General features: G+C 67.5%; 25 protein-coding genes. 7 read left to right on the forward strand and 18 right to left on the reverse strand.

Going from position 1 to position 23,466, the window contains the following annotated elements; all coding sequences use genetic code 11:
* Positions 1–2: 2 nt before the first annotated feature.
* The 8 genes from MC375_RS03640 to MC375_RS03675 form a co-directional block, all read right to left on the reverse strand.
* The gene (locus tag MC375_RS03640) at positions 3–1,985 is read right to left on the reverse strand and encodes a hypothetical protein (protein ID WP_242101944.1); all 1,983 of its coding nucleotides are present in this window, start codon (positions 1,983–1,985) and stop codon (positions 3–5) included.
* 51 nt (positions 1,986–2,036) lie between these two features.
* Entirely contained in the window at positions 2,037–2,684 is a 648-nt protein-coding gene (locus tag MC375_RS03645) for a hypothetical protein (RefSeq protein ID WP_242101945.1), read from the reverse strand.
* 96 nt (positions 2,685–2,780) lie between these two features.
* Positions 2,781–3,473, reverse strand: a complete 693-nt coding sequence (locus tag MC375_RS03650; RefSeq protein ID WP_242101946.1) for a PspA/IM30 family protein — start codon at positions 3,471–3,473, stop codon at positions 2,781–2,783.
* 17 nt (positions 3,474–3,490) lie between these two features.
* Positions 3,491–4,120, reverse strand: coding sequence for a DUF2170 family protein (locus tag MC375_RS03655; protein ID WP_242101947.1), 630 nt, complete (start codon positions 4,118–4,120; stop codon positions 3,491–3,493).
* A 131-nt stretch (positions 4,121–4,251) separates the two neighbouring features.
* Positions 4,252–4,497, reverse strand: a complete 246-nt coding sequence (locus MC375_RS03660) for a hypothetical protein (protein ID WP_242101948.1) — start codon at positions 4,495–4,497, stop codon at positions 4,252–4,254.
* Between the two features lie 31 nt (positions 4,498–4,528).
* Positions 4,529–5,545, reverse strand: a complete 1,017-nt coding sequence (locus MC375_RS03665; protein WP_242101949.1) for a 3-oxoacyl-ACP synthase III — start codon at positions 5,543–5,545, stop codon at positions 4,529–4,531.
* A gap of 223 nt (positions 5,546–5,768) precedes the next feature.
* Positions 5,769–6,080: a DUF4156 domain-containing protein gene (locus MC375_RS03670; RefSeq protein ID WP_242101950.1), complete on the reverse strand. Its 312-nt coding sequence runs from the start codon at positions 6,078–6,080 to the stop codon at positions 5,769–5,771.
* Between the two features lie 123 nt (positions 6,081–6,203).
* On the reverse strand, positions 6,204–9,071 hold the full coding sequence (locus MC375_RS03675; RefSeq protein ID WP_242101951.1) for a pitrilysin family protein: 2,868 nt from the start codon (positions 9,069–9,071) through the stop codon (positions 6,204–6,206).
* A gap of 95 nt (positions 9,072–9,166) precedes the next feature.
* On the opposite strand from MC375_RS03675, the gene MC375_RS03680 reads away from it, so the two are divergent.
* The 4 genes from MC375_RS03680 to MC375_RS03695 all read left to right on the forward strand — a co-directional run bounded on the left by MC375_RS03680 (position 9,167) and on the right by MC375_RS03695 (position 11,658).
* On the forward strand, positions 9,167–9,877 hold the full coding sequence (locus MC375_RS03680; RefSeq protein WP_242101952.1) for an SDR family oxidoreductase: 711 nt from the start codon (positions 9,167–9,169) through the stop codon (positions 9,875–9,877).
* 157 nt (positions 9,878–10,034) lie between these two features.
* Positions 10,035–10,355 carry an outer membrane protein assembly factor BamE gene (bamE, locus tag MC375_RS03685; RefSeq protein WP_242101953.1) on the forward strand — a complete coding sequence of 107 codons (321 nt, stop codon included), beginning with the start codon at positions 10,035–10,037 and terminating at the stop codon, positions 10,353–10,355.
* Between the two features lie 48 nt (positions 10,356–10,403).
* On the forward strand, positions 10,404–10,883 hold the full coding sequence (locus tag MC375_RS03690) for a tRNA (cytidine(34)-2'-O)-methyltransferase (protein WP_242101954.1): 480 nt from the start codon (positions 10,404–10,406) through the stop codon (positions 10,881–10,883).
* A gap of 130 nt (positions 10,884–11,013) precedes the next feature.
* A complete protein-coding gene (locus MC375_RS03695) occupies positions 11,014–11,658 on the forward strand; it encodes a diffusible signal factor-reguated Ax21 faimly protein (RefSeq protein ID WP_242101955.1) in 645 nt (214 codons plus the stop codon).
* Positions 11,659–11,953: 295 nt separating this feature from the next.
* Here MC375_RS03695 and MC375_RS03700 read toward each other — a convergent pair whose 3' ends face one another.
* The 5 genes from MC375_RS03700 to MC375_RS03720 form a co-directional block, all read right to left on the reverse strand.
* Complete coding sequence (locus tag MC375_RS03700; RefSeq protein WP_242101956.1) at positions 11,954–12,991, reverse strand: NAD(P)H-dependent glycerol-3-phosphate dehydrogenase; 1,038 nt, start codon at positions 12,989–12,991, stop codon at positions 11,954–11,956.
* A 20-nt stretch (positions 12,992–13,011) separates the two neighbouring features.
* Positions 13,012–13,536, reverse strand: coding sequence for a protein-export chaperone SecB (gene secB, locus MC375_RS03705; protein WP_242101957.1), 525 nt, complete (start codon positions 13,534–13,536; stop codon positions 13,012–13,014).
* Positions 13,537–13,676: 140 nt separating this feature from the next.
* Entirely contained in the window at positions 13,677–14,114 is a 438-nt protein-coding gene (locus MC375_RS03710) for a rhodanese-like domain-containing protein (RefSeq protein WP_242101958.1), read from the reverse strand.
* Positions 14,115–14,177: 63 nt separating this feature from the next.
* On the reverse strand, positions 14,178–14,597 hold the full coding sequence (locus MC375_RS03715) for a hypothetical protein (protein WP_242101959.1): 420 nt from the start codon (positions 14,595–14,597) through the stop codon (positions 14,178–14,180).
* A 28-nt stretch (positions 14,598–14,625) separates the two neighbouring features.
* Entirely contained in the window at positions 14,626–15,084 is a 459-nt protein-coding gene (locus MC375_RS03720; RefSeq protein WP_242101960.1) for a YiiD C-terminal domain-containing protein, read from the reverse strand.
* Between the two features lie 13 nt (positions 15,085–15,097).
* Here MC375_RS03720 and MC375_RS03725 point away from each other — a divergent pair, with 13 nt between their 5' ends.
* Positions 15,098–15,865 (forward strand): uroporphyrinogen-III synthase, encoded by a 768-nt coding sequence (locus MC375_RS03725; RefSeq protein WP_242101961.1) that lies wholly within the window; start codon positions 15,098–15,100, stop codon positions 15,863–15,865.
* A 165-nt stretch (positions 15,866–16,030) separates the two neighbouring features.
* The gene (locus MC375_RS03730) at positions 16,031–17,281 is read left to right on the forward strand and encodes a heme biosynthesis HemY N-terminal domain-containing protein (protein ID WP_242101962.1); all 1,251 of its coding nucleotides are present in this window, start codon (positions 16,031–16,033) and stop codon (positions 17,279–17,281) included.
* A 93-nt stretch (positions 17,282–17,374) separates the two neighbouring features.
* On the opposite strand, the gene MC375_RS03735 is transcribed toward MC375_RS03730, so the two are convergent.
* Positions 17,375–18,652 (reverse strand): acetyl-CoA C-acetyltransferase, encoded by a 1,278-nt coding sequence (locus tag MC375_RS03735; protein WP_242101963.1) that lies wholly within the window; start codon positions 18,650–18,652, stop codon positions 17,375–17,377.
* 98 nt (positions 18,653–18,750) lie between these two features.
* Here MC375_RS03735 and MC375_RS03740 point away from each other — a divergent pair, with 98 nt between their 5' ends.
* Positions 18,751–19,635 carry a hypothetical protein gene (locus tag MC375_RS03740; RefSeq protein WP_242101964.1) on the forward strand — a complete coding sequence of 295 codons (885 nt, stop codon included), beginning with the start codon at positions 18,751–18,753 and terminating at the stop codon, positions 19,633–19,635.
* 138 nt (positions 19,636–19,773) lie between these two features.
* Here the strand turns inward: MC375_RS03740 and MC375_RS03745 are convergent, their stop codons facing one another.
* From MC375_RS03745 to MC375_RS03760, 4 genes are all read right to left on the reverse strand, one after another.
* On the reverse strand, positions 19,774–20,274 hold the full coding sequence (locus tag MC375_RS03745; protein WP_242101965.1) for a GNAT family N-acetyltransferase: 501 nt from the start codon (positions 20,272–20,274) through the stop codon (positions 19,774–19,776).
* Between the two features lie 9 nt (positions 20,275–20,283).
* Positions 20,284–20,880: a superoxide dismutase family protein gene (locus tag MC375_RS03750; protein ID WP_343223583.1), complete on the reverse strand. Its 597-nt coding sequence runs from the start codon at positions 20,878–20,880 to the stop codon at positions 20,284–20,286.
* Positions 20,881–20,961: 81 nt separating this feature from the next.
* On the reverse strand, positions 20,962–22,377 hold the full coding sequence (gene ntrC / locus MC375_RS03755) for a nitrogen regulation protein NR(I) (RefSeq protein WP_242101966.1): 1,416 nt from the start codon (positions 22,375–22,377) through the stop codon (positions 20,962–20,964).
* A 52-nt stretch (positions 22,378–22,429) separates the two neighbouring features.
* Complete coding sequence (locus MC375_RS03760; RefSeq protein ID WP_242101967.1) at positions 22,430–23,461, reverse strand: ATP-binding protein; 1,032 nt, start codon at positions 23,459–23,461, stop codon at positions 22,430–22,432.
* Positions 23,462–23,466: the final 5 nt, after the last annotated feature.

The raw sequence follows: 23,466 nt of genomic DNA on the forward strand, positions 1-23,466 counted from the left end.
CGTTACGGCTTCAGCGCCGCCGTGTCGGATGCGTTGCCGTCGGTCCTTGCCAGGAACCGCTGCAGCAGCTCCTGCACGATCGGACTCTTGCCGGCCACCCCCTCGATGGCCTTGCCCACCGACAACGCCTTGGCGAAGTTGTCGAAGAACGCGCCTTCTCCGCCGACGATGTCGATATTGGCCTTGGACAACGCGGTCGCCAGCACGTCGGCCTGCTCGCGTGCGATTTCCTTGCCCGCCTCGATGCCGGCGATGGCCTGCTCGAAGCTCTTCTCCAGCTGCATGCGGAACTCCTCGTGCGCGCGCGCGGTATCGCTGAGCGCGTCCAGGGCTCCGAACTTTTCCGACAAACCCTCGGCTTCGCTGCGATATTTCTCGCGCATCACCTCGGCTTCCGACAGGCCCACGTCCTTGGCAGCCTTCGCCTTGGCCGCACCCATCTGCTCCTCGCCGCGGGCCTGCGCCAACATGCGCTCTTCCAACACCTTCGCTTCGGCCATGCCCTTGTCCTGCGCACCTTTGGCTTCGGCGCCCATGGTTTCGGCGACCACGCGCGCCTTGGCCAGACCTTCCTTTTCGATCGCCGCGGCGGTGACTTCGCGCACGCGCGCATCCGCCAGTCCCGGTGCGGCGCGCTCGGCTTCGATGCCCTCGGCGAGTTTCTTCTTTGCCTCGGCGGTTTTCGCCGCGGCTTCCAGTTCCGCCTGCGCCAGCACCACGCGCTCGCCGGCCTTGTGCTTGGCGGCGGTTTCCTCGGCCTCGGCCTGCTTGACCTGGCGCACCAGTTCCTCTTCGGCCAGCGCCTGCGCGGTCAAAACGGTGACCTGCTTCTGGCGGTCGGCCTCGGAGACCGCGCGCACTTCCTTGATCCGTTCCTCTTCCTGGGCGACGGTCTTCTCGACCGCGATGCGCTCACGGATGACGTTGGCGATGTCCTTGCGCTGTTCCTCCAGCGCCTTCTCCTTCTCGATCCGGTTGAGTTCCACATCGCGCTCGCGCGCCACGACCTCCAGTTCGCGGGCTCGGCTGACCTTCTCCACCTCGATCACGACGGCGCGCTGGCGGTTCTGTTCGGCGACTTCCAGTTCGCGCATGCGGTTCTGCTCGCGGACGTCCAGCTGTTCCTGCACTCCGATGCGCGTCTGCTCGGCCTTCAACCGCTCTTCTTCCTGGACTTTGAGCGTTTCGGCCTGTTCGCGCGCCTGGATGGTGGCGATCTCGCGCTTCTGCCGTGCTTCTGCGTCGGCCTGCTGCCGCTCCAGCGCAAGCATCGCTTCGCGGGTTTCAGTATTCTTCTTGGTGATGGCCAACTGTTCGTTTCGCTCGAGCTCGTTAGTGATCACGTTCTGCGCTGCGGTGAGCTCCGTGATCTTGCGGATGCCTTCGGCATCCATGATGTTGTTGGGATCGAGCGACGACTTGGGGGTCTGCTCGAGGTAGTCGATGGCTACGTCCTCGAGCACGTACCCATTGAGGTCGTTGCCGATCACCTCGATGATGCGGTCGCGGAATTCCTGCCGGTTCTCGAACAGCTTGACGAACTCGACCTGCTTACCGACCGTCTTGAGCGCTTCCGAGAACTTGGCGTTGAACAGCTCGTTGACCGCCGAACGATCGGATGCCCGCTCGGTGCCGACGGCCTTGGCCACCTTGAGCACATCCTGCTGGGTCTCGTTGACGCGCAGGTAGAAGGCCACGGTGATGTCCGCACGCATGTTGTCGCGGCAGATCAGCCCATCCTTGCCGCGCCGGTCGACTTCCAGCGTGATCAGGGAGATCTGCATCAGCTCCTTCTTGTAGATCACCGGGTAGACCAGCGCGCCGGTGAAATGGACCTTCGGCGTGGCCGACAGGTCGTTCACGATCAGCGCAGTGCCCTGCGGCACCTTGATGTAGAACGCCTTGAACAGGCCGAAGAAGCCCAGGATCAGGACGAACAGGACGCCGGCTCCGACCAGGAACGGCAGGATCTGGGCAAGGATCATCGGTGCATCTCCATGGCAAAACGACGAGGATTGGAAGCGAAACTGGTGTAGCTAAAGGCCGCCGAATTCGCTTTCGCTGACCACGCGATAGGCGTTGCGTTCGGCGAGATACTCGATCAGGACGACCCGGTCGCCGCGCCGGAAGCGGCCTGGCGTGTCATCGCGGGCCTGCAGGATCAGACCCGCACCCCCGTCCTCGACGCTGACCGTGCCTTGGGTGGCGGTGAGGTCCGGGCTGCGCACGACGGCGGACATACCCAACAGCGAGCGCAAGGGCGCTGGTTTGAGCTTGGCGAAGAACCTGCGCACCGGGCGCAATGCAATTGCGGTGAGCGGCACGGCGGCGATGAAGGCACCAGCCAGCACCAGCAGCCCGACACCCCAGCGCAACGTGGCGAACGGCAGGTGGCGCAGCAGCAGGTAATCGGCGAAGTAGCTGATCAGCCAGGCGATGAGGATCAGCACGGTGAATACCAGCGTGAGCGGCACGCCGCCCAGGCCGAAGCGCATCAGCGGGCCGGTGATGCCGCCCGGTTCGCCGGCGAAATCCTCCCCGCTGTCGGCACCTAGCCAGCCGTCAAGAGCGTCGATCTCTACCAGGCCGGTCGCAGCCAGCAGCCAGTACAGCACTGCCACCGCCAGCAGCATGCCGAAGATCACCGTCGGAAACGACAGTGCTATCTCGAGGAATGTCAACATTCGGCCCCCTTCTTGAACTCCTGCGCGGAGCGATCCCCTCGTCCGCAACGACGCCGGCCGCAGCAATATGGCTGCGTATCGCGGCGCGTACCTTCCTTACGCCGACGCCTTCTGCTTCAGCCGCTCCAGCACCGCATCGGCGCTGCGGTCGTCCGCGATGATGCCGGCTTCGCGCAGCTTCGAATCCACCGCGTCCTGGCCTTCGTCCTTGGCCAGTTCGGCTGCGGCATCCATGCGTGCGCCGCGTTCGGCCTGGCGCTGCTTGATGCGATCGAGCGATTCCACCGCGGTCTGCAGGCGCGACTGCGACCCGCTGTAGCGGTGCGCCACGGTGGCCTGCGCGCGCTGCACGCTCTCGGTAGCCTTCACCGTGTCGACCTGCTGCTTGAGTCGCCGGATGTTGCCCTCGGCCTGTGCGATGGCGCGGCGCAGATCGGCAATGCTCGCCGCGAACTGGGTCACCTGCTCCCGCTCGCCGTCGCGCAAGGTTTCGAGCGCGGCGATCTTGCCGGCCACTTCCCGCGCCAGCGCCTCATCACCCGACTCGAGAGACTTGATCGCATAACCCTCGTACTCGGCCACCTTTTCGTTGGAGGACTTCAACTTCTCTTCGGCCAGTTTGTGCTTGGCCATGATCTCGGCGAGCGCTTCTTTCGAACGTCGCAGCTCGAGGTCAGCGTCGCGGATCTCCTGGTCGAGGATGCGCAGCGCCTGGTTATCCACGACCGACTCGCCCACTTCGGCGGCGCCGCCGCGCAGGGCGGTCAACAGCTTGCTCCAGATGTTCATGCGATGCTCCGGCGCCGTCAGGCGGCGAGTTGCAGATGGGGTTCGTAGGCCTCGGTGGCCTTGATCACGTTGTCGGCCAGCATCTCGATCTCGAAGACGATGTCCGACAGCGTGGATGCACCGCTGAGCGATCCGAACATGATGTAGTGCTCGCCGCCTTCGACACCGGCCTGGATGCCGATCATCGACAGCGGGAACAGCTTGTGGGTGCGCAGCACTTCGCGGTTGAAGCGATCGGGGTCTAGCACCTGCTCCACCGGCCACAGCAGCGCCTCCACCACGATCTGCTCGCCGCCCACCGCCAGGAATAGCGGCAAGTCGCCGTATTCGTGCATGGTGATCAGCAGGCTGGGTTCCACGCCTTCCAGCAGCTCCAGGCCGATTCCTCCGGCTGCGGCCTGCTCGGTGGCCGATAGGGCTTCATACAAGCCCGTTGCGGTCCACAGCTTGGCTTCGTTCACGTCCGACCTCCCCAGGTTGTGCGCCGGCAGACTGACCGCACCGCGCGGCTGGCGCATGCGCCGCTCGGTGACCGCGAGTTCCTCCGCGTATTCGGGCAGCACCCAGACCTCTTTTTTGACCAGCCCCTTCTCCCGCAGTCGCTCGCGGTGCCGGCGTTGGTAGTAGGCAGAGGACTTGGCTTCCACAGCGCAAACTTTAGTTATCACATGTAACGTTCGCAAGAATCACATGTGATATGCCGACGAACGGTCAATCGCCCATTCAGGTCATAAAAAAGCCGCGCTAGGCGCGGCTTTCGACGGGAGTGGGCTGAGCCCTACAGCCCATGCAGCTGCCGGACTTCCCCGATCCGGGCCTGCACCTCAGCATCCACCCCATCCTTTTCGGCCCGGGCCAGGACGTTGGCCAGAACCCGCTTCTCCTCCGGATCGACGACTTGATCCTCGAGCGCGACGGCCAGCAGCCGGTCGAGCTCGGCCAGGTCCATACGGCCGTCGTCGGTGAACACCGGGATCGACGCCAGCGCAAGCTTCAGATGGCTGTCGAGTTTGGAAAGGGACATGCGCGGCTTCCTTGAGGTTGGAGCGCGAGTTTTACCAGACGACCTCGGCCATCGAACAGTTCAACCCCGAGCCGATGCCCAGCAGTGCGACGCGGTCGCCCTTCTTCAGGCGGCCCATCTCGCGCAGCTTGCTGAGCACGATCGGCACCGAGGCCGGGCCGATGTTGCCGTGCTCGCCGAAGATGGTCATCACCTTCTTGGGGTCGATGCCGAAGGCCTTGATGAAGGCCGCGGTGTGGGCCTTGCTGACCTGGTGGATCACGAACTCGTCCATTTCCTCCACCACCCAGCCGAGCGCGAGCTTGGCGGCGATGAAGGTCTTTTGCGCCAGCTTGAGGCCTTCGATCAGCAACATGCGGGTATCGGTGACCATGCGATCGAGGTTGCCGCGGCACAGCGAGTTCCACTCGGTCGCAGCGCGGGTCACGCCGCCGCGGTAGCGCGGGGCGCCCGGCGCCAGTTCGGCACGGGCCAGGACCATGCCCGCGGCGCCGCAGCCCAAGGTCAGCGTGGCCAGCTCGTTGCGGAACTGCTCTTCGGTGACTTCCGGCGAGAGCAGGCGTTCCATGGTCTTGTCGTAGGCCAGATTGGCGGTCTCGCCGTCCACGACCAGGGCGTAGTCGATCTCGCCGCGCTCGATCATCCGGCTGGCGATGTCCATGCCGTTGAGGAAGGCCAGGCAGGCGTTGGCCACATCGAAGTTCTGGCAGGTGTCGGACAGGCCCAGGTTGCCGCTGACGATGCTGGCGGTGGACGGTTCGAGGAAGTCGCGGCTGACCGAAGTGTTCACCAGCAGGCCGATGCGTGCCGGGTCGATGCCGGCGTCGGCCAGCGCCTTGACGCCGGCCAGGGTGGCCGCATCGGAGGCCTGCACGTTGTCGTCCCACAGGCGCCGGGCATGGATGCCGGCGATGTCCTGGAGCACGTCGGTCTTGATGTTGAGCCGGTCCAGGGTGGGCTTGAGCCGGGCATTGATCTCATCGCTCGACAGACGGCGCGGGGCGTCGATATGGGCGAGACCGGCAATGGCGACGTGCTGGAAGAGCATGGGCGATCCGGGCCGTCGTGCGGCCATCACGGGACAAAAGGGCGCATAGCGTAGCGGCTTCCCCGCCCCCACGCATGAAAATCAGCGTCTTGACCAGATCGCTTCAGGTTCGGCCTTTCCGGGGGCGCGGCGCCGGAGGCAGACGCATTCGCAGGAACGGCTGGGACTGCCAGCTCGGGTGCCGCGGAATACGGCCGCGACGGCGCGGGTCGCGAACCGGCGGTCAGCGCCCGCCACACCGCCAGGCGGCATAGCGCTGGCTGCCGTTGCTGGGCGGGCCCAGTGGTTGCACGGTATCGGCATTGATCCCGGGGGCCTCGTTGCGGGCGAGGGTTTCCAGTTCGTCGCGCACCTTGCGCTGGTTGCGGTCGTAGAAGGCCAGGTTGTGCCTTACCGACACCTCGATCTCGCCGCGGTTCTCGCAGCCTGCAGGCGGACCTTCGACCACCCGCACCGCGCTGGCGCCGGGGGCCATGTGCACCCAGGTGCAGGAGGTGGCGAGGGTTAGGGCGACAAGAAGCAATGGGATACGCATGTCCGATTCCTGGTGGTGGGTCGTGAAAAGGCGGCTGCCGGCCCGCACGACGCGGCGCACGGCCAACTTACCGCGGGCAAGCTGAAGGCCGCCGCCTGCAGCGATTGCGGCGGCAACAGGCACCTACGGGGTAGCCGCCACCGGCTTGCCATCGGCATCGACCACCGTCACCTCGCCCAGGTTGAGTGCGCGCACCTGCGATTCGATCTTGGACAGGTCGCCGACGATCACCCAGGTGAGCTGGTCCGGATCCAGGCCCCTGGCCGCAGCATTGGCCTGTGTCGGGGTGAACGCGGCCACTTCGGCGTTGCGCACCTGCACCCAGTCATCCGGGCGTCCGTAGCGGACGATGCCACCTATCGTGCCCATGACCGCGGCCGCGGTTTCGTAGGCGCCGGGCTGGCTGCGCAGCTCATTGGCCACGACCTTGTCCACTTCGGCCTGCGTCGCGGGCGTCTGGCCAGTGGCGTACTCGGCGACCTCGCGCTGGATCTCGGCCACCGATTCGGCGGTTTTGTCGATCTGCACCGGCGCCACCGCCAGGAACGGCCGCTGACCGAGCGCGCCCATCAGCATGGTGCGGGCGCCGTACGACCAGTGCTTCGTCTCGCGCAGGTTCATGTTGAGGCGCGAGGTGAACGACCCGCCCAGCACTTCGTTGGCCATTTCCAGCGAGACCGCTCCCGGGTCCTTGCTCGACGGGACCAGCTCGCCGGCATAGATATTGGCCTGGACCGCGCCAGGCTGGTCAATCAGGAACACGCGCGGCTTGGCCGGACGCGCGACGGTCGGAACCGGCACGCCTGCCTTGGCGGTGCCCTCGCCCGTCCAGTCGCCGAAATGCCTGTCCAGCAGCGGCACGATTTCCGCCAGCGTGGTATCGCCGACCACGATCACCGTGGCCTGTTCGGGGCGCAGCCACTGCGCCTGGTAGGCCAGCAGCTGCTCGCGGGTCAGCGCGCCGATCGCAGCTTCGGTGCCGCTGCCGGTGAACGGGATGCCATAAGGATGGCCATCGCCGTACAACAGCGGCGGCAGCACCCGCAGCGCCGCGGTCTGGGGCCGCGCCTTTTCCTGCGCGATGCCTGCGATCCACTGCGCCTTGACCCGCTCGATTTCGGCCTGGTCGAAGCGCGGCTGGCGCAGCATGGTCGCGAACAGCGCGATCGATGGGTCGAGCGTTTCCTTAAGCGCCGAGAGCGATGCGCTGGCGCCGTCGAGCGACGCGCCCGCACCAAGCTCGGCACCCAGCTCTTCCTTGCGCGACGCGAACGTCAGCGCGTCCATCTCGCCCGCGCCTTCGTCGAGCATTTCGGTGGCGAAGCCGGCCGTGCCGGCCTGCGCTGCCGGATCGCTGGCGTATCCGCCGTCGAATTCATAGCTGATGTTCACCACCGGGACCGCATGGCGTTCGGCCAGCACCACGGTGCTGCCGTTCTTCAGCCTGCCCCGCTGCAGCGCCGGGAACTTGAGCGACGGGAAGGTTTCGACTTGCGGGACTCCGGCCTTGCGGTCGATGGTGCTGGCGCTGGTGGTGTATTTCGGATCGGCCTTGGGCAGCGCGAACGGCGCCGGCTTGCTCGAGGCTTGTTCTGCCAACTCCTTGCGCACGCCGGGCTTGACCAGGAAGGTATGGCTTGGATGACCCAGCCATTTCGCACCGGCGGCGCGGACCTGCTCCGGCGTCGCCTCCGCCACCGCGCGCAGCGAATCGCGGAAGCAACCAGGGTCTCCTTCGTAGATCGCGCACGCCGCCAGCGCGTCGGCCTTGCCGCCGAAGCCGCCGATCCGTTCGATGCCGCGAATGAAGCCGGCGCGGTAGCTGGTCTTGGCCCGCGCCAGTTCCTCGGCGGTCGGGCCTTCGGCGATCAGCCGCTGCAGCTCCTCGTCGATGATCGCCTCGACCCTGGCCGGATCCACACCCTGCTTGACCATGGCGTTGATCAGAAAATTGCCGGACAGCTGCGCGCCGTAGTTGGCGGTGCCGACGCTGTCGACCAGCCGGTCGCGGTGGACCAGACGGGTATCCAGGCGCGAGCTGGCGCTGCCGCCGAGCACGTCGGAGAACAGGTCCAGCATGTCCGCCTCGCGCGTGCCCGCCTGCGGCACGTTCCACATCCGCCGCACCAGCACCTGCGGCACCTTGTCCTCGAGTTCGGTGCGGCCGGATTCGCGCAGCACGGCCAGGGCCACCTGCGGCTGGGCCATCGTGGGCGTCGCGGGGATGTCGCCGAAGTATTTCGCGACCTTGTCCTTCGCGGTGGCCAGATCGATGTCGCCAGCCAGCACCAGCACCGCGTTGTTGGGCCCGTACCAGGTGCGGAACCAGGTCTTGACGTCCTCGAGCGATGCGGCGTTGAGATCATTCATCGAGCCGATGGTGGTGTGGTGGTACGGATGCCCCTGCGGATACATCGTGGCACTGACCACTTCGCGCAGCTGCCCGTAGGGCTGGTTCATACCCTGGCGCTTTTCGTTCTGGACCACGCCGCGCTGCTCGTCGAGGGTCTTCTGGTCGATCGCGCCCAGCAGATGGCCCATGCGGTCGGATTCCATCCACAGCGCCATGTCCAGCGCCGTGGTCGGCACGTTCTGGAAATAATTGGTGCGGTCGGTGTTGGTCGTGCCGTTCATGTCGGTGGCACCGGCCTGCTCGAACGGCGTGAAATATTCGCCCGGCGCGTTTTCCGAGCCGTTGAACATCAGATGCTCGAACAGATGGGCGAAGCCGCTGCGTCCGACCGGCTCGTCCTTGCTGCCCACGTGGTACCACAGGTTCACCGCCACGATCGGCGCCTTGCGGTCGGTATGCACGATGACGCGCAAGCCGTTGGGCAGGGTGAATTCCTCGTAGGGGATGTCGACCGCGGCGCGCGCAGCGTCTCCGGATCCAGTCCGGGGCAGCTTCTGGGCGTAGGCATCGAAGGCCGGCCCGCAGCTGGTTGCGAGGGCGAGCGTGAGCAGGACGACACGGGAACGAGCAAAGGACATGAGACTCCTTGCGTAGCGATAGGGCAGACAGTCCCTCATGCTAGCCGGACATCGTGCGCCCTACACTTGCCAGAGGTCATCGCAAGGAGATTCACATGCCCAACGCCCTGGTCACCGGCGCCAATCGCGGTTTAGGTCTGGCCCTGGTGCGCGCGCTGCTCACCCGCGGCGATCGCGTCATTGCAGCCTGCCGCCATCCGGGCAAGGCAAACGATCTCAACCGATTGACGGGCGAGCATCCCGGGCGCCTGCACGTGCTGCCGCTGGACCTGACCGATCCCAAATCGCACCACGAACTGGCGCGCGAACTTCCGCTGGTGCTCGGGAACGATGCGGGCGAAGGCCGGATCGATCTGCTGATCAACAACGCCGGCGTGCTGCATTCGGGCGAGCGATTCGGCAAGGTCACGGCGGCGAACCTGGAGGACAGCTTCCGCACCAATGCGATGGGGCCGTTCCTGCTGACCCAGGCGTTGGCGCCGCTGCTGGCCGACGACGCCAAGGTGGCCAACATCACCTCGGAACTCGGCTCGATCGCCGGGGTGACCCGGTTCGGCACGCCCAGCTACAACATCAGCAAGGCGGCCTTGAACATGGCAAGCGTTTTGCTGAAGCATGCGCTGGCCGATCGCCGCATCACGGTGCTGGCATTGCATCCGGGCTGGGTGCGCACCGAGATGGGCGGCAACGAGGCGACGCTGCCGCCGGCACAGTCCGCCGAGAGCCTGTTGCGCGTGATCGACGGCGCCTCACTCGCCGATTCCGGAAAGTACCTCGACTGGAACGGCGAGCCGTTGCCCTGGTAGCTGCTGGATTCGCCGAGTCCATCTGCGCGTTGGCGAGGGCGCAATGCCCGTTTCCGCGAACGTTCATCGCGACAAAGCCATGCTGTCGCGCTAATGCTGCGCGGTGACGCGTGCATGCTGTTCGAACCCACGTCGTCGTCCAGACCATGGAGATCGCATGAAATCCCGCCTACTGCTGGCGGCCGCCATGTTGCTGTCGCTCCCCGCCCTTGCCGGCCGTCTCACCGATGCCGACAAGCTCAACCAGCTCAAGCCGGGCAAGACCACGGCCGCCCAGACAGTCGAACTGCTCGGCAAACCGAATCAGGAAAACCGCAGTCCGGACGGGCGCTACGCCTACATGTACGAATTCGACCTCCCCAACCAGGCCGATCCATCGCAGCCCAGCCTGCAGGGCGTGGCCGCACTGCTGTTCTCGACCGGCAACGTGCTGGAGGACGTGCAGATGTTCAAGAAGGCCGGTGCCGCGAAGAAGTAGATTGCCGTGGGGATTGACCGCGGCTGCGCGCCGCGGCGCAATGCACGGATGTTCGACGTCATCCTCCACCAGCCGGAGATACCACCCAACACCGGCAACGTGATCCGGCTGTGCGCCAATACCGGCGCGCGCCTGCATCTGGTCGAACCATTGGGGTTCTCGCTGGAGGATCGCCTGCTGCGGCGCGCCGGCCTGGATTACCACGAATACGCCGCGCTGCAGGTGCACAGCTCGCTGGAGGAGGCGATTGCGGCGATCGCGCTGGCCAACGGCGCGACACTTCGCCTGTTCGCGCTCAGCACCCGCAATGCAGTGCGCTACGACGCACCGGCCTATGCGCGCAACGATGCGTTCCTGTTTGGAAGCGAAACCCGCGGGCTTCCGGACGAAGTGCTGGCGCAGATCCCCCCGCAACAGCGGCTGCGGCTGCCGATGCAGCCGGGAAATCGCAGCCTCAACCTGTCCAATGCGGTCGCGGTGACCGTGTTCGAGGCCTGGCGCCAGCTCGGCTTTTCGGGCGCGACCTGAACCGCGCGCAAAAGTTCCTGTACTTGATAGTTCAGGATTCAGCCCCAGTTGATCGCCGCGACGCAGAATCCGCCGCCGAGGGGTGCTGTTAACGCAACCCTTCGAAAAAACAATCAGAAAGGAACAACCCATGAAGCGTCATTTGCTTGCCCCTACCCTGCTCGGTGCGACCCTGTTCGCCGCACTGCCTCTCGCCGCGTCGGCGCAGAACGCCAGCGGCCTGAACTACAACTATGTCGAAGGCGGCTATGTCGCCACCAACCTGGACAACGACAACGGCGACATCGATGCCGATGGTTTCGGCGTGAACGCCTCGGCCGCACTGTCCGACAACTTCCACATCTTCGGCGGCTACGCCTCGCAGGACACCGACACCTTCGAACTGGTCGATGGCGGCGAGCGGGTGAACACCGACGCCAACCAGTGGCGGATCGGCCTGGGCTACAACCTGCCGATCGCAGCCAGCACCGATCTGGTCGCACGCGCGGCCTATGAGAAGTTCGAGATCGACGACGTGACCGTGGATGGCGAGACCTTCGACATCAACGAAGGCGACGACGGCTACAGCGCCGAGGTCGGCGTGCGCACCGCGTTCACCGACAACCTGGAAGGTCACGCCTTCGCCGGCTACGAGGACTACGGCAACGACGCCGACGACTTCTACGGTAGGGTCGGCGCGCAGGTGAAGTTCAACCCCCGCTGGGGCATCAGCGGCGACGTGAAGTTCGCCGATGGCGATACCCAGTGGTTCGTCGGTCCGAGGTTCAGCTGGTAAAGGGACCCGCCCGCTACCGGGCACCGACGACAGCGTCATTCGCGACTGATTGTCTCTCTCCCCCTGACGTCGCGAGTTCACCCCGGCCTTTCGAGGCCGGGGTTTTTTATGCATGTGACGCAGAGCCGCGAACGTGGGCGTGGCCTAGCGCGATCGCCCTAACTTTCGACCGGATGCGGCGCGAGAGACATTCGCGGCCAGGGCCGCTCCCACAGTGCGCCGGCGCGGTAAAACGTTCCGATGATGCGAGTGTCCCGGGCCGCTGCGGCGGCGCGTAGGCAACGGCTGCGGAACGTCAGTCGCGACGCGGAAACAGTTCGACCGGATACTCGGCTTTCTGCTCGCGCGCGAGCAGCCGGGCCAGGCCCTCGGCCGGGGTGATATCGCCATGCAGCACGTCGCGGACATTGCTGGCGATGGGCAGTTCCACTCCGAACCGGTCGGCCAGCCGCATGACTTCATCGGCGGTCTGGATCGATTCGACCACCTGGCCGATCTCGCGCACCGCCTCGTCGATCGACTGCCCGCGCCCCAGCGCAAGGCCGAGTCGCCGATTGCGCGACAGGTCGCCGGTGCAGGTCAGCACCAGGTCGCCCAGCCCGGCCAGGCCCATCAGGGTTTCCGGACGCCCGCCGATGGCGATATTCAGACGCAGCATCTCGTTGAGTCCGCGCGTGATCAGTCCGGCGCGCGCATTGAGGCCCAGGTCCATGCCATCCGCGACGCCGGTGGCGACCGCGAGCACGTTCTTCATCGCCCCGCCGAGCTCGGCGCCGCGCATGTCGTTACCGGTATAGGCGCGGAACGCCGGGCCGTGCAGGGCATCGGCCACCGCCTGGCAGAAGCCCTCGTCCTCGCCATGCACCGTGAGCGCAGTAGGCAGGCCCGCCGCGACCTCCCTGGCGAAGGACGGGCCGGTGACCACGGCCAAGGGGACGTCCTCACCAAGCAGATCGCCGGCGACTTCGTGCAAAAAACGCCCGCTGCCGGGCTCGAAGCCCTTGGTGGCCCAGGCGACCCCCGCATGCGCCGCCCGCAACGGTGCGAGCGCGCGCAAGGTCTCGGCAAACGCGTGCGAGGGCACGACTACCAGCACCAGGTCGCAACCGGCCAGCGCGGCGTGCAGCTCGGTGCTCGCGGCGAGCGCCTCGGGCAGCGCGATGCCGGGCAGGTAGCGCGGATTCTCCCGGCGCGCCCGGATCGCGTCGATCACGGTGGCATCCCGCCCCCACAGCACCACCTCGTAGCCGTGGCGCGCGATCAGCGCGGCGAGCGCGGTACCCCAGGAGCCCGCGCCAAGGACGGCGATCGCCGGTTTGTGCTCAGCATCCACGCGTGAGCGCCGATGCCGGTTCAGGCGTTGCCGGCGGGCTCGGACGTGGCGAGGTCGCCGTTGCCCTGGGCGGCGCGCTGGCGCAGGCCTTCGGCGTACAGCGCCTCGAAGTTGATCGGCTGCAGCAGGAACGGCGGGAAGCCACCGGCCTGGATCAGCTCGCTGATGGTCTGGCGCGCGTAGGGATACAGCACGTTCGGGCAGTGCGTGCCGAGCATGCCGTCCAGCGTCGCCTCGTCGAACCCGGCCAGACCGAAGATCCCGGCCTGTTGCACTTCGGCCAGGTACGCGGTCTTCTCACCCGCGGTGCAGGTCAGGGTGATCCCCAGCACCACCTCATAGGCGTTGTCGCCCACGCGCTGCACGCGCTGGTTCAGATTCATCTGCAGCTGCGGCTGGGCCGGCTCGCTGAACACCTGCGGGGCATTGGGCACCTCGAACGAGACGTCCTTGACGTAGATCTTTTCCACCGTGAACTGCGGGCCATTGGTCTCGGCCGGACCGGCGGCACCGTCATTCATGCCATTCAGGGCTTCATCGGACATCGTTCAACTCCAACGCTGTGCGTCTATGCGAAAAAGAGGGCGATTATGGCATGGGCCGGATACGCAGGCAGGCGCCCGCCATGCCGCGGGCACGTCGGTCAGGGGCCAGGCAGCGCGTACACACAGCGCATCCCGATCGGTCAGCCGCGACCCTTGACCAGAGGCAGATCGGCCTGTTGCCAACCGGCGATGCCGCCGTCGAGCGCGTAGACATGTTCGAAGCCGGCCTTCTTCAGCCGCCGCGCGGCGCCGCTGGAAGCCTGCCCGTCCTTGCATACCACCACCACCGGTAGCGCCTTGGCGCCTGCGAGCTTCTTGTTCTCCGGATCGAACTGGCTCATCAGCACATTTTTCGCGCCTGGAATATGTCCCTTCTCGAAGTCGGCGGCCGGACGCAGGTCCACGACCAGCGCGTTCTCGCGATTGATCAGCGCGGTCAGCGCGGCCGGGCGCAGCAGCTTGAAACCGCGGAACAGCTGCGCGATCTCGTTGCCAATGATCGCCAGGGTGAGCACGGCCAGGCCGATGGACAGCAGGGGGTGACGGCCGGCGAAGGCCATCAATTCTTCAAGGTTCACGGGGGCCATGCGCTCCGGGTCGGGCCGGCATTGTCGCCTGCGCCGCCCGAGGCTGGCAAAAAACTACATTCCGGCCCAGAAATCCGGCAGGCCGGAGGTGATCCACCAGGTCTTGGTCGCCGGGTCGAAGCGCCACACCTCGGTGTAACGGATGCTGCGCTCGGTCATGGTGTGCTTGTTGATCACGCCGATCTGGATCTCACGCCGCGCGTGCAGCTTGTCTGCAGAAACCTCCGCGGCCAGATCGGTGTAGCCGGATATCTGGATCTGCTTGTAGCGTTCGAACTCGAGCGCGGTCTTGGGATATTTTGCGCGGATCTCTGGGTCGACTACCGACCAGGCGCCCTCGAAATCGCCCCAGCGGATCGCGGCTGAGTAGTCGTACTGGCGCTGCTCCAGCTCGCTGCGCTTGTCGCCGCCGGTCGCGCAACCGGCCAGCGCCAGCACCAACCATATCAGTACGCCCCAGTTTGCCGTCCGCATGTCCGCTCTCCCCGCAGTCGCGGCCATCCTACCCTTTGGCGATCGCCACGTAACGCCCCTCGGCGCGAACCGCGTCTCCGCCGGCGGGCATGAGCACGCAGGCGGCAATAATCACCGAGACGCGACCATGGGCACGCAGTGCGGCGGCGATGTCGGGCCACGCTTGCCCGGTCGCCAACCATGCGCGGGCTTCCAGATCGGCGTACAGCGGCGCGCGATAGCGCACCCGGGTGTCGGCGACGAAGACATCGGCGGAAAGCCCGGCTTCGCGCAGCTTGAGAGTGACCAGCCCCCAGCCTGCCAGGGTCATCAGCGACACCAGGCTCCCACCGAATGCGCAGTCCTTGTCGTTGACGTGCGCCGCCAACGGCGCGCGCAGCCGCAGCGTCTCGCCGTCGCAGGCCGCCGGCTGCAGCTGCAGCGCGGCCACGGGGGGCATCGCGCGGTAGTGCGCATCCAGCCAGCTCAAATCCGCTTGTGATTCCATCTATGCTCCTCGTATGCCACGCACTCCGGGTCATCGCCTGCAAGGATGCCATGTCGTCTCTCTACGTCCGGTAGGCGACCACGAGGCATTGCGGCGCGCAGCCGCGCGCGAAGGCGCGCGGCTGCTGGCCCTGTCGCCATGGCGCATCGAGCCGCGTGACGACGCGACGACCCGCGACCAGCTTCGAAAGGCGCTGCAGGCATCGCGCGTTGTGTTCACCAGCCCATCCGCGGTGCGCGCCGCGCTTGCGCTGCGGCCGCTGCGCACCCGACGTGGCCAGCTTTGGTGCGCCGTCGGCGACGGGACCGCCCTGGCGTTGCGGCGTGCGGGAATCGCGCGGGTGGAAGCGCCGCGACGGATGGACAGCGAAGGCCTGCTGGACCTGCCCGTTCTGACCGACGTGCGGGGCACCGATATCGGCCTGATCACCGCACCGGGCGGGCGCGACCGCATCGCGGCAGGCCTGCTCGGGCGCGGTGCCCGGATCCTGCGCGCGGACGTGTATGCGCGTGTGCCCGTCGCGCCATCGACAGCCGCACTGGCCCGGCTGCGCGCGCTGCGACGGCGTCCGTGGCTGGCGTTGAGCAGCGGGCAGGCGTTGCACCAGATTCTGGCGCAGCTGCCAGCGGCGGCGTGCGATCGCTTGCTGCGCGCACGCGTGGCGGCTGCAAGCACTCGCCTGGCGGCGCTCGCGCGGGAAGCTGGCTTCGACGACATCCGCGTCGCTGCCAGTGCCCGCCCGCGCGATCTGATCGCAGCCATGGCAGGCACTACCGGCTGACCGCGACCTCGATGCCATGCCGATCTTCGGCGCGTAGCCTTGCTGGCCGCATTTCCGGAACCGGTCCCTGCGTGCAGCTGCGACCCTCGCTCCGGTTCCGTTCAGCCAGTTCGACACGAACGCAACGCCCGGCAGGCTAACGTCGGGGCGGACAAGGAGATCGACATGAAACTCTTCGGCAACGTGCTGTTCTGGATCGTGCTGGTGCTGCTCGGCGCCCTGGCCGCCCAGTTCGTGCTGCAGGATCCGGGTTACGTGCTGGTGCGCTACCGCGGCATGGACTACACAACCACGGTGGCCATGGCACTGGCCACGCTGCTCGGCGCCCTGATCGCGCTGGTCGTGCTATGGAAGCTCGTCACCTTGCCGTTTCGCGCGTGGCGCGAACACGGCGACCGTCGCAGTCGCGCGCGCCTGGGCGAAGGCCTCGATGCCCTGCATTACGGCCAGTACGATCGGGCCGAGAAGCTGCTCGCGCAGGCTGCCGCTGACGATGACAGCATCGCCGCAAGCGCAAGGATTGCTGCCGCGCGCGCGGCCATGCGTCGTGGCGACCCGGATGCGGCCCGCGCGCAGCTTGATGCGCTGGGAGAACGCCATGCCGCTGCACGCGCGATCGCGATAGCGGAACAGGCGCTACGCGAGCAGCGCCCCACCGATGCGCTGGTGGCGCTGGATGCGCCCGCTGCGCAGCCGCTCCCGCCGCGCGGTCTCGTCTTGCGCGCAGAAGCGCTCGCCGCGTCCGGCCAGTCGGCCGAGGCCTATGGGCTGCTCGGTTCGCTGCGCAAGCAGAACGCAATGCCCACCGCGCGGCTGGACGAATACCAGGAACGCTGGGCCGCGGCATCGTTGCGCGAGGCGCCCGACACCAATGCGCTGGCCGATCGCTGGCAAGCGCTGCCGAAACCGTTGAAGACCGATCCGGCCGTAGTCTCGGCCTACGCGGATCGGGCACACGCGCTCGGCTGGGACGATGCTGCGATCAAGGCGGTCGAACAGGCGCTGGATGCGCGCTGGGACGAAGGCCTGGCCGCGCGCTACGGCGGTCTGCCACCGGCACATGCGCAAGCCAGACAGATCGTGCTCGAGCGCTGGCTGCGCGCGCATCCTGCCAGCCCCACGCTGCTGCTGTCGCTCGCACGTTCGCATCGCGAACAGGGCCGATGGGCCGAATCGGAGGATTACCTGCAGCGCGCTCTGGCCCAAGGCGCCGGCAGCGCTGCCTGGGAAGAGCTGGGACATGGTTATGCGTCCGCCGGCGACCAAGCGCGCGCTCGCATCGCCTATGCGAACGCGTTGCGTACCGCGCGCGGCGAAAGCGCAGCAGAACTACCAAGCGACAACAGGTTCCGGGCGGTCGCGCCGGTCGTTGCCGAAGAACGCGACGAACATGGGATGCCGCGCCTGCGTCAGTAGCCGATCCGCGCAGGGGCGGTCGCGGTCGACGCATCGAGCGCGCCGCAGCGCATGGTTTCTTCCGCGTATGCCGCGCGCGCAGTCCGCGCGCAGTCAGCGTTCCAGGATCGCCACCACGCCCATTCCGCCCGCGGTGCAGATCGACACCAGGCAGCGGCCACCGCCGCGTTCGGCGAGCTGCTTGGCGGCGGTGGCGACAATTCGCGCGCCGGTGGCGGCGAAGGGGTGTCCGGCGGCGAGCGACGAGCCGAGCGGGTTGATTCTGGCGGGGTCGATCCGACCCAAGGGCGCATCCAGATCAAGGCGCGTGCGGCAGTAGTCCTCGCTCTCCCAGGCGCGCAGCGTGCACAGCACCTGCGCCGCGAAGGCTTCGTGGATCTCGTAGATGTCGAAGTCCTGCAATGCGAGGCGGTTGCGCTTCAACATTTCCGAAACCGCCACGGTCGGCGCCATCAGCAGGCCCTCGCCGTGGACGAAATCGACCGCGGACACATGCGCGTCGCGGATCCGGCACAGCACTTCGTGGCCGTGCGCGCTGGCCCAGTCCTCGGACGCCACCAGGCAGGCCGAGGCACCGTCGGTCAGCGGGGTCGAATTGCCCGCGGTGAGGGTGCCGCGACCGGAGGTCCTGTCGAACGCGGGCTTGAGGGTGGCCAGCTTTTCGATGCTGGTGTCGGGCCGCAGGATGTTGTCGCGCGAAACGCCGCGGAAACTGACCACCAGATCCTCGAAGAAGCCGCGCTCGTAGGCGGCGGCCAACTTGTGGTGCGAAGCGGCAGCGAGCTCATCCTGCGAGTCGCGCGAGATGTTCCACTGCTTGGCCATGTCCTCGCAGTGGTCGCCCATCGATTTGCCGGTGCGCGGCTCGGCCACACCGGGGAAGTCCGGCTTCAACTCGCGCAACGAGAACCCTTTGAACGCGGCAATCTTGTCCCTGGTCGATTTCGCCGCCGCGGCTGCGAGCAGGCGCTGGCGCAGCGCCTTGCCATAGACGATCGGCACATCCGAGGTGGTGTCCGAGCCACCCCCGATGCCGACCTCGATCTGGCCGACGGCGATCTTGTTGGCGATGGTAATGATGCTGTCCAGACCGGTGCCGCAGGCCCGCTGCAGGGTGATGCCGGGGGTCAGCGGCGACAGGCCGGAGGAGAGCGTGGCTTCGCGCGCGAGATTCCAGTCCGACGAGTGCTTGATCACCGCGCCCATCGCCACTTCGCCCAGCTGCTGGCCGTGCAGTCCGAACTTCTCGACCAGCGCGCCCAGCGTACGCACCGACATGCCCAGGTTGCCGACGTCGGAGTACGCGGTGTTCTGGCGGCAGAACGGGATGCGGACGCCGCCGAGGACGGCGACAGGACGGCCTTGCAGCATCGTGCGGATTCCTTGTGCGAAGCGTGTAGCGAGCGGCCTGTCGGGCCGCTGCGGGCATAATCGCAGTGTAGCGCCAATCAACCGACCCTTCTCTCACGATGCAGTCTCCAGACGCCCGGCTTTTCCAGGCATTCACGCAGGCGCGCGGCGTACTGGCGCTGGAGCTTTCGCCTGGCAGCACGATCGCGCACGAAGCGCTGCAGCAGGCAGATGCCGGCCGCCTCGCCGGCCTGGTGGGTCGTGACGTGGGTACGCTGGTGCCGGAGGCGAGCGAGCTCGACCTGGTCTTCGCCGCCGCGCATTTCGATCCGGCCGAAGTACTGCGGCCGGGCTGGCCCTTGCATCGGCGGCTGGACGAATTGCACCAGCGCGCGCCGAAAGCCGGCCACGGTCCGCGCGTCATCGCTTTCGGCGCCGATCGCGACGGGCAGATCCCGCAGCCGTTGCGCGCAGAGGACGAACTGCGCGGCGGCAGTCTGCGGGTGCTTCCGTTCCTGTTCGCCGGCGAAGCCGCCGTGGCTGGCGCGGCCGCCGAACGCATGGAGACGCTGCTGATGGATCGCGGCATGGCCCAGGCCGACACCGCCCTGTGCGCGCAGGAGGCCTTCGGCGCGCGCATCGAACACGCGCGCTACCTCACCGTGCACGACCTGGCGGCGATGACCGCCCTGCAGTACCACAATCTGGGTCTGGACGCGCTATGGCGCGTTGTCGAAGCCGCGCTGCTCACGCCCGACCGGGAAGCCGTACTCGACGCGGCGCCGGAGCCGCTGCTGCGCTATGCCGACGGCGAAGCGCGCATCGCCCTGTTTTCGCCCGACGCGTGGCGACGACGCTACATGCCGGAAAGCGAGGACGATGCGACCAGGCTCGAACGCCGCTTCGAACTGTTCCAGGCGCGCCAGCGCCAGTTCGCCGCGGTCCTGCAGGCGCATGGCATCGACGTGACGTTCGCGCATTGCGACGAAGCCGGCGAACTGTAGGAGCGTCGCCCGGCGCGAGCCCGCCGCGATCATCGTTCCGCTGCGACCGCTTGCAAGCCGCCGCAGCGGCCTTGGACATGGGTTCGGTCCGGAGAATCCTGGATCGCTGGCTGCTTCTGTCGCGCCGAAGCGATGTGCCTACAGAAGTGCTTCGTAGATCTCGTACCCGGCATCGCGCATGCCCAGCGCGGTGTAGGTCGCCCGTGCCGCGGCATTGTCGCGTTCCATGTACAGACGCAGGCCGATCGCGCCCGGCGTGGTGCGCGCCAGCGCCTCGACGTGGCGATACAGCGCTGCGAATACGCCCCGGCGTCGAAACCGGGGCAGGACATAGACGCTCTGGATCCACCACCAGTCGCCATTGCGCCAGTCGCTCCACTCGTGGGTGAGCATCAGCGTGCCCGCGGGCGCGCCGATGGTGTCGCTGCCGGCCAGGTCGTCATGCATCGCCACGAAGTAGCGGGCCTTGGCGGGATCGGACAGGCCGGCCTCGATCCCGGCCCGCACTGTGGGCGGATCGAGCGCCTTGCCTTCGGTTTCCTGCGCCATGGCGATGGCGCACTCGGCCAGCCAGGCGGCGTCGGCCGCGACCGCGGCGCGCACGCGCAGCGGCTGCACGCTCGCCATGCCTTGCTTCATCGCGGGATCTCAGCCGGCGTTGATCACGCCGCAGGCGATGCGCGAACCCGCATTGCCCGCCGGCTGGCTGGTGTAGTCGTCCGGATCGGCGTGCACGACCACGGCCTTGCCGACCACGTCATTCGCACCGCCGCCGCCGAGCACCACGCCGGAGAAATGCGCGTTGACCGTCGCGACGCCTTCGGCGTTGGCGACCAGGTTGTCGTTGTCGCCCGCATGATGCTGCGGATTGGTCATGCGTCCGTGAGGTTTGGCGGCGGGATTGAAATGGCCGCCTGCGCTGGAGGCGTCGACCGCGCTGCAATCGCCCTTCTCGTGGATGTGGAAGCCGTGGGTGCCATTGGGCTTGAGTCCGCCGATGGTGCCGGTGACGTGCACTCCGTCGCTCATGGGCATCAGCTTGAGCTGACCGCTGGCCAGGCTGCCCGACGCGGCGGCCAGATTGACGCTGGCCGATGCAACGGTGCTGGTGCTGGTGCTGGTGCTGGCTGGCGCCGGTGCGTCCTGCGCGGCGACCGGCGAACCCGTGCGGTGCTCGCCGGTTCCTGCGCAACCTGCAAGCACGAGCATCGTGGCGATGGTGGAAAGCGAAAAGGTTTTGCGCATCTGGATCTCCGTGTCGACCGGTGGATGCCGACCCTATCCGAAATCAAGTTGAAACCCCATGAAGCCGCTGCGATAACCCTGTCAGCGACGCTTGCGACCCGGCCCCAACTTGCGGGTCAGGGTATTGCGACCCATGCCCAGGCGCGCGGCGGCTTCGCCGCGGTGGCCTGCGGTCTGTTCCAGCGCCGCATCCAGCAGGATCCGGTCCAGCGCCGCGCGCGCCTGTGCATGCAGCCCCGTATCGCCTTCGGACAGGCGGACCCGCGCCCAGTCGGCCAATGCCAGCTCCCAGGCATCGGCGGACGCGGCTGCGCCTGCTTCGTGCAGCGACGACACCGCCTGCAGGTCCGCGATGCCGATCGCATCGCCCGGCGCCAATGCGGCCAGGCGCCAGCACAGATTTTCGAGTTCGCGCACGTTGCCAGGCCAGTCGTGCGCCTGCATCCGGGCGATCGCCGGCCGGGTCAGGGTCTTGGGCACGGTGCCCAGCCGGCGTGCCGCGGCGGCAAGGAAGCGCGCGGCGAGCAGCGGAATGTCTTCGCTGCGCTCGCGTAGGGGCGGCAACATCAGCCGCACCACGTCGAGCCGGTGCAGCAGATCGGCGCGGAAGCGGCCCTCGGCCACCAGGGATTCGAGCGGCTGGTGGGTGGCGGCCACGACCCGCACGTCCACGCGGATCAGTTCGCGACCGCCGACCCGGAAGAACTCGCCTTCGGCCAGCACCCGCAACAGCCGGGTCTGCAGGGCGAGCGGCATATCGCCGATTTCGTCCAGGAACAGCGTGCCGTGGTCGGATTGCTCGAAGCGTCCGACGTGACGTTTGCTGGCGCCGGTGAACGCTCCGGCTTCATGGCCGAACAGCTCGCTTTCGAGCAGCTCGGAAGGAATCGCGGCGGTATTGAGCGCGATGAAGGGCGCGCGGGCGCGTGGCGATTCCCGGTGCAGCGCGCGCGCGACCAGTTCCTTGCCGGTCCCGGTCTCGCCGGTGATCAGCACATTCAACGGCGCCTGTGCGACCCGGCCGATGTTGCGGAACAGCGCCTGCATCCGCGCCGATTCGCCGACCAGAACCGCCTCCTGCAGGACTTCGCTCGCCTGCGCAGGTATCGGGGCCGGGAGTGCATCGCGCTCGCGCGATGCCGGCAGCGCGCGCGCCGCGAGCGCCACGGCCGCGTCCAGATCGAAGGGCTTGGACAGGAATTCGTAGGCGCCGCCGCGGAAGGCGCCTGCGGTGCTGGCGATGTCGGTGTAGGCGCTCATCACGATCACCGGCAGATCCGGATGTGCCGCCTTGAGTTTGTCCAGCAGCACCAGGCCGTCGTCGCCGGGCATGCGCACGTCGGTGAACAACAGGTCGGGCGGGTGATCGCCCAGCGCGGCAAGCGCATCGGCGGCGTTCTCGAAGCCCTCCACCGCATGACCCGCCTCGCGCAGTGCGGTGGCCAGGACGAAACGCACCGCGCGCTCGTCGTCCACCACCCAGATGCGCGCGCTCATGGCGCGGCCTCACGCAGGGTTGCCCGCGGTGTCGCCACACGGGCAGCGGCGTTCATGTCTGCACCTCCGCCATCGGCAGCAGCAGCGTGAACACGGTATGTCCTGGCCGCGAGCGGTAGGCGAGCGAACCGCGGTGCTCGCGCGCCACCTGCTGCGCCAGCGCCAGACCAAGCCCACTGCCCTCCGCACGCCCGGATACCAGTGGCAGGAACAGACGTTCGGTCAGGTCCTCGGGCACGCCGCGGCCGTCGTCGATGATGTCCAGGCGCAGCGCCAGGGCGTGCAGTTCATCGCCGATGCGTACGCTGTACTCGGCGCGGGTGCGCAGTTGCACGCTGGCGGCGCCGGCTTCGATCGCATTGCGCACCAGGTTCCAGGTCGCCTGGGTCAGGCGGTCGACATCGCCCAGCACGTCCGGCAGGCTCGGGTCGTAATCGCGCACCAGCTTCACCGCCCAGCCCGCATCGGTCTCGGCCAGCCGCAGCACGCGCTCGAGCACGACGTGGACGTTGAGCGCCGCGTGCGGCTGCGCCGGTTGCGGCGAAAGCAGGCGATCGAGCAGCAGGGTCAGGCGTCCGACCTCGGCTTCGATCAGGCTGGTGAGTTCGGCCGACTCGGGATCGTCGCGATGGCGTCTTGCGAGCAGCTGCGCCGCGCCCTTGAGCCCGGCCAGGGGATTGCGCAGTTCGTGCGCCAGCCCCCTGAGCGCGGCCGACAGCGCCGAAGGCAGGGTGAGCGCGGGGTCCTCGCCGGGGAACTCGTCGACCGGGTGCGCCTCCAGCAGCCAGCCGCCGAACTCGGTCCGGGTGAGCCAGGCGTCGGCGAAGCGCGCCTCGCCGCCCAGGTAGGCCAGCGAAACCCGGCGCAACCGGAGCGGGTCGTCGCCTCCGGAGCCGGAAATCGCGCGGCGCAGCAGTTCGCCGCCGTGCTCCAGCGCGGCCAAGGGCTGGCCGGGCAGCCGGCGCGGGCTGACCCCGAGCCAGCGTGCGAAGGCGGTATTACTCCCCTCGATATGGCCATGGGCATCCGCCCACACCACAGGGGTGGTCAGCTGGTCGAGTTCCGGGAGGCGATTCATGGTCATTGCAC

Origin of the sequence: Lysobacter sp. M2-1, from assembly GCF_022662495.1 — a bacterium.
Taxonomy (GTDB): domain Bacteria; phylum Pseudomonadota; class Gammaproteobacteria; order Xanthomonadales; family Xanthomonadaceae; genus JAKPBU01.

What these genes read in the sequence shown, in the direction of transcription:
- MC375_RS03745 (WP_242101965.1), bottom strand. Translation starts at nt 20,274, where the DNA reads ATGAAGCAAGGCATGGCGAGCGTGCAGCCGCTGCGCGTGCGCGCCGCG.
- MC375_RS03650 (WP_242101946.1), bottom strand. Translation starts at nt 3,473, where the DNA reads ATGAACATCTGGAGCAAGCTGTTGACCGCCCTGCGCGGCGGCGCCGCC.
- MC375_RS03725 (WP_242101961.1), top strand. Translation starts at nt 15,098, where the DNA reads ATGCCACGCACTCCGGGTCATCGCCTGCAAGGATGCCATGTCGTCTCT.
- MC375_RS03740 (WP_242101964.1), top strand. Translation starts at nt 18,751, where the DNA reads ATGCAGTCTCCAGACGCCCGGCTTTTCCAGGCATTCACGCAGGCGCGC.
- ntrC (WP_242101966.1), bottom strand. Translation starts at nt 22,377, where the DNA reads ATGAGCGCGCGCATCTGGGTGGTGGACGACGAGCGCGCGGTGCGTTTC.
- MC375_RS03720 (WP_242101960.1), bottom strand. Translation starts at nt 15,084, where the DNA reads ATGGAATCACAAGCGGATTTGAGCTGGCTGGATGCGCACTACCGCGCG.
- MC375_RS03690 (WP_242101954.1), top strand. Translation starts at nt 10,404, where the DNA reads ATGTTCGACGTCATCCTCCACCAGCCGGAGATACCACCCAACACCGGC.
- bamE (WP_242101953.1), top strand. Translation starts at nt 10,035, where the DNA reads ATGAAATCCCGCCTACTGCTGGCGGCCGCCATGTTGCTGTCGCTCCCC.
- MC375_RS03715 (WP_242101959.1), bottom strand. Translation starts at nt 14,597, where the DNA reads ATGCGGACGGCAAACTGGGGCGTACTGATATGGTTGGTGCTGGCGCTG.
- MC375_RS03670 (WP_242101950.1), bottom strand. Translation starts at nt 6,080, where the DNA reads ATGCGTATCCCATTGCTTCTTGTCGCCCTAACCCTCGCCACCTCCTGC.
- MC375_RS03640 (WP_242101944.1), bottom strand. Translation starts at nt 1,985, where the DNA reads ATGATCCTTGCCCAGATCCTGCCGTTCCTGGTCGGAGCCGGCGTCCTG.
- MC375_RS03680 (WP_242101952.1), top strand. Translation starts at nt 9,167, where the DNA reads ATGCCCAACGCCCTGGTCACCGGCGCCAATCGCGGTTTAGGTCTGGCC.
- MC375_RS03645 (WP_242101945.1), bottom strand. Translation starts at nt 2,684, where the DNA reads ATGTTGACATTCCTCGAGATAGCACTGTCGTTTCCGACGGTGATCTTC.
- MC375_RS03760 (WP_242101967.1), bottom strand. Translation starts at nt 23,461, where the DNA reads ATGACCATGAATCGCCTCCCGGAACTCGACCAGCTGACCACCCCTGTG.
- MC375_RS03735 (WP_242101963.1), bottom strand. Translation starts at nt 18,652, where the DNA reads ATGCTGCAAGGCCGTCCTGTCGCCGTCCTCGGCGGCGTCCGCATCCCG.
- MC375_RS03675 (WP_242101951.1), bottom strand. Translation starts at nt 9,071, where the DNA reads ATGTCCTTTGCTCGTTCCCGTGTCGTCCTGCTCACGCTCGCCCTCGCA.
- MC375_RS03730 (WP_242101962.1), top strand. Translation starts at nt 16,031, where the DNA reads ATGAAACTCTTCGGCAACGTGCTGTTCTGGATCGTGCTGGTGCTGCTC.
- MC375_RS03665 (WP_242101949.1), bottom strand. Translation starts at nt 5,545, where the DNA reads ATGCTCTTCCAGCACGTCGCCATTGCCGGTCTCGCCCATATCGACGCC.
- MC375_RS03695 (WP_242101955.1), top strand. Translation starts at nt 11,014, where the DNA reads ATGAAGCGTCATTTGCTTGCCCCTACCCTGCTCGGTGCGACCCTGTTC.
- MC375_RS03660 (WP_242101948.1), bottom strand. Translation starts at nt 4,497, where the DNA reads ATGTCCCTTTCCAAACTCGACAGCCATCTGAAGCTTGCGCTGGCGTCG.
- MC375_RS03750 (WP_343223583.1), bottom strand. Translation starts at nt 20,880, where the DNA reads ATGCGCAAAACCTTTTCGCTTTCCACCATCGCCACGATGCTCGTGCTT.
- secB (WP_242101957.1), bottom strand. Translation starts at nt 13,536, where the DNA reads ATGTCCGATGAAGCCCTGAATGGCATGAATGACGGTGCCGCCGGTCCG.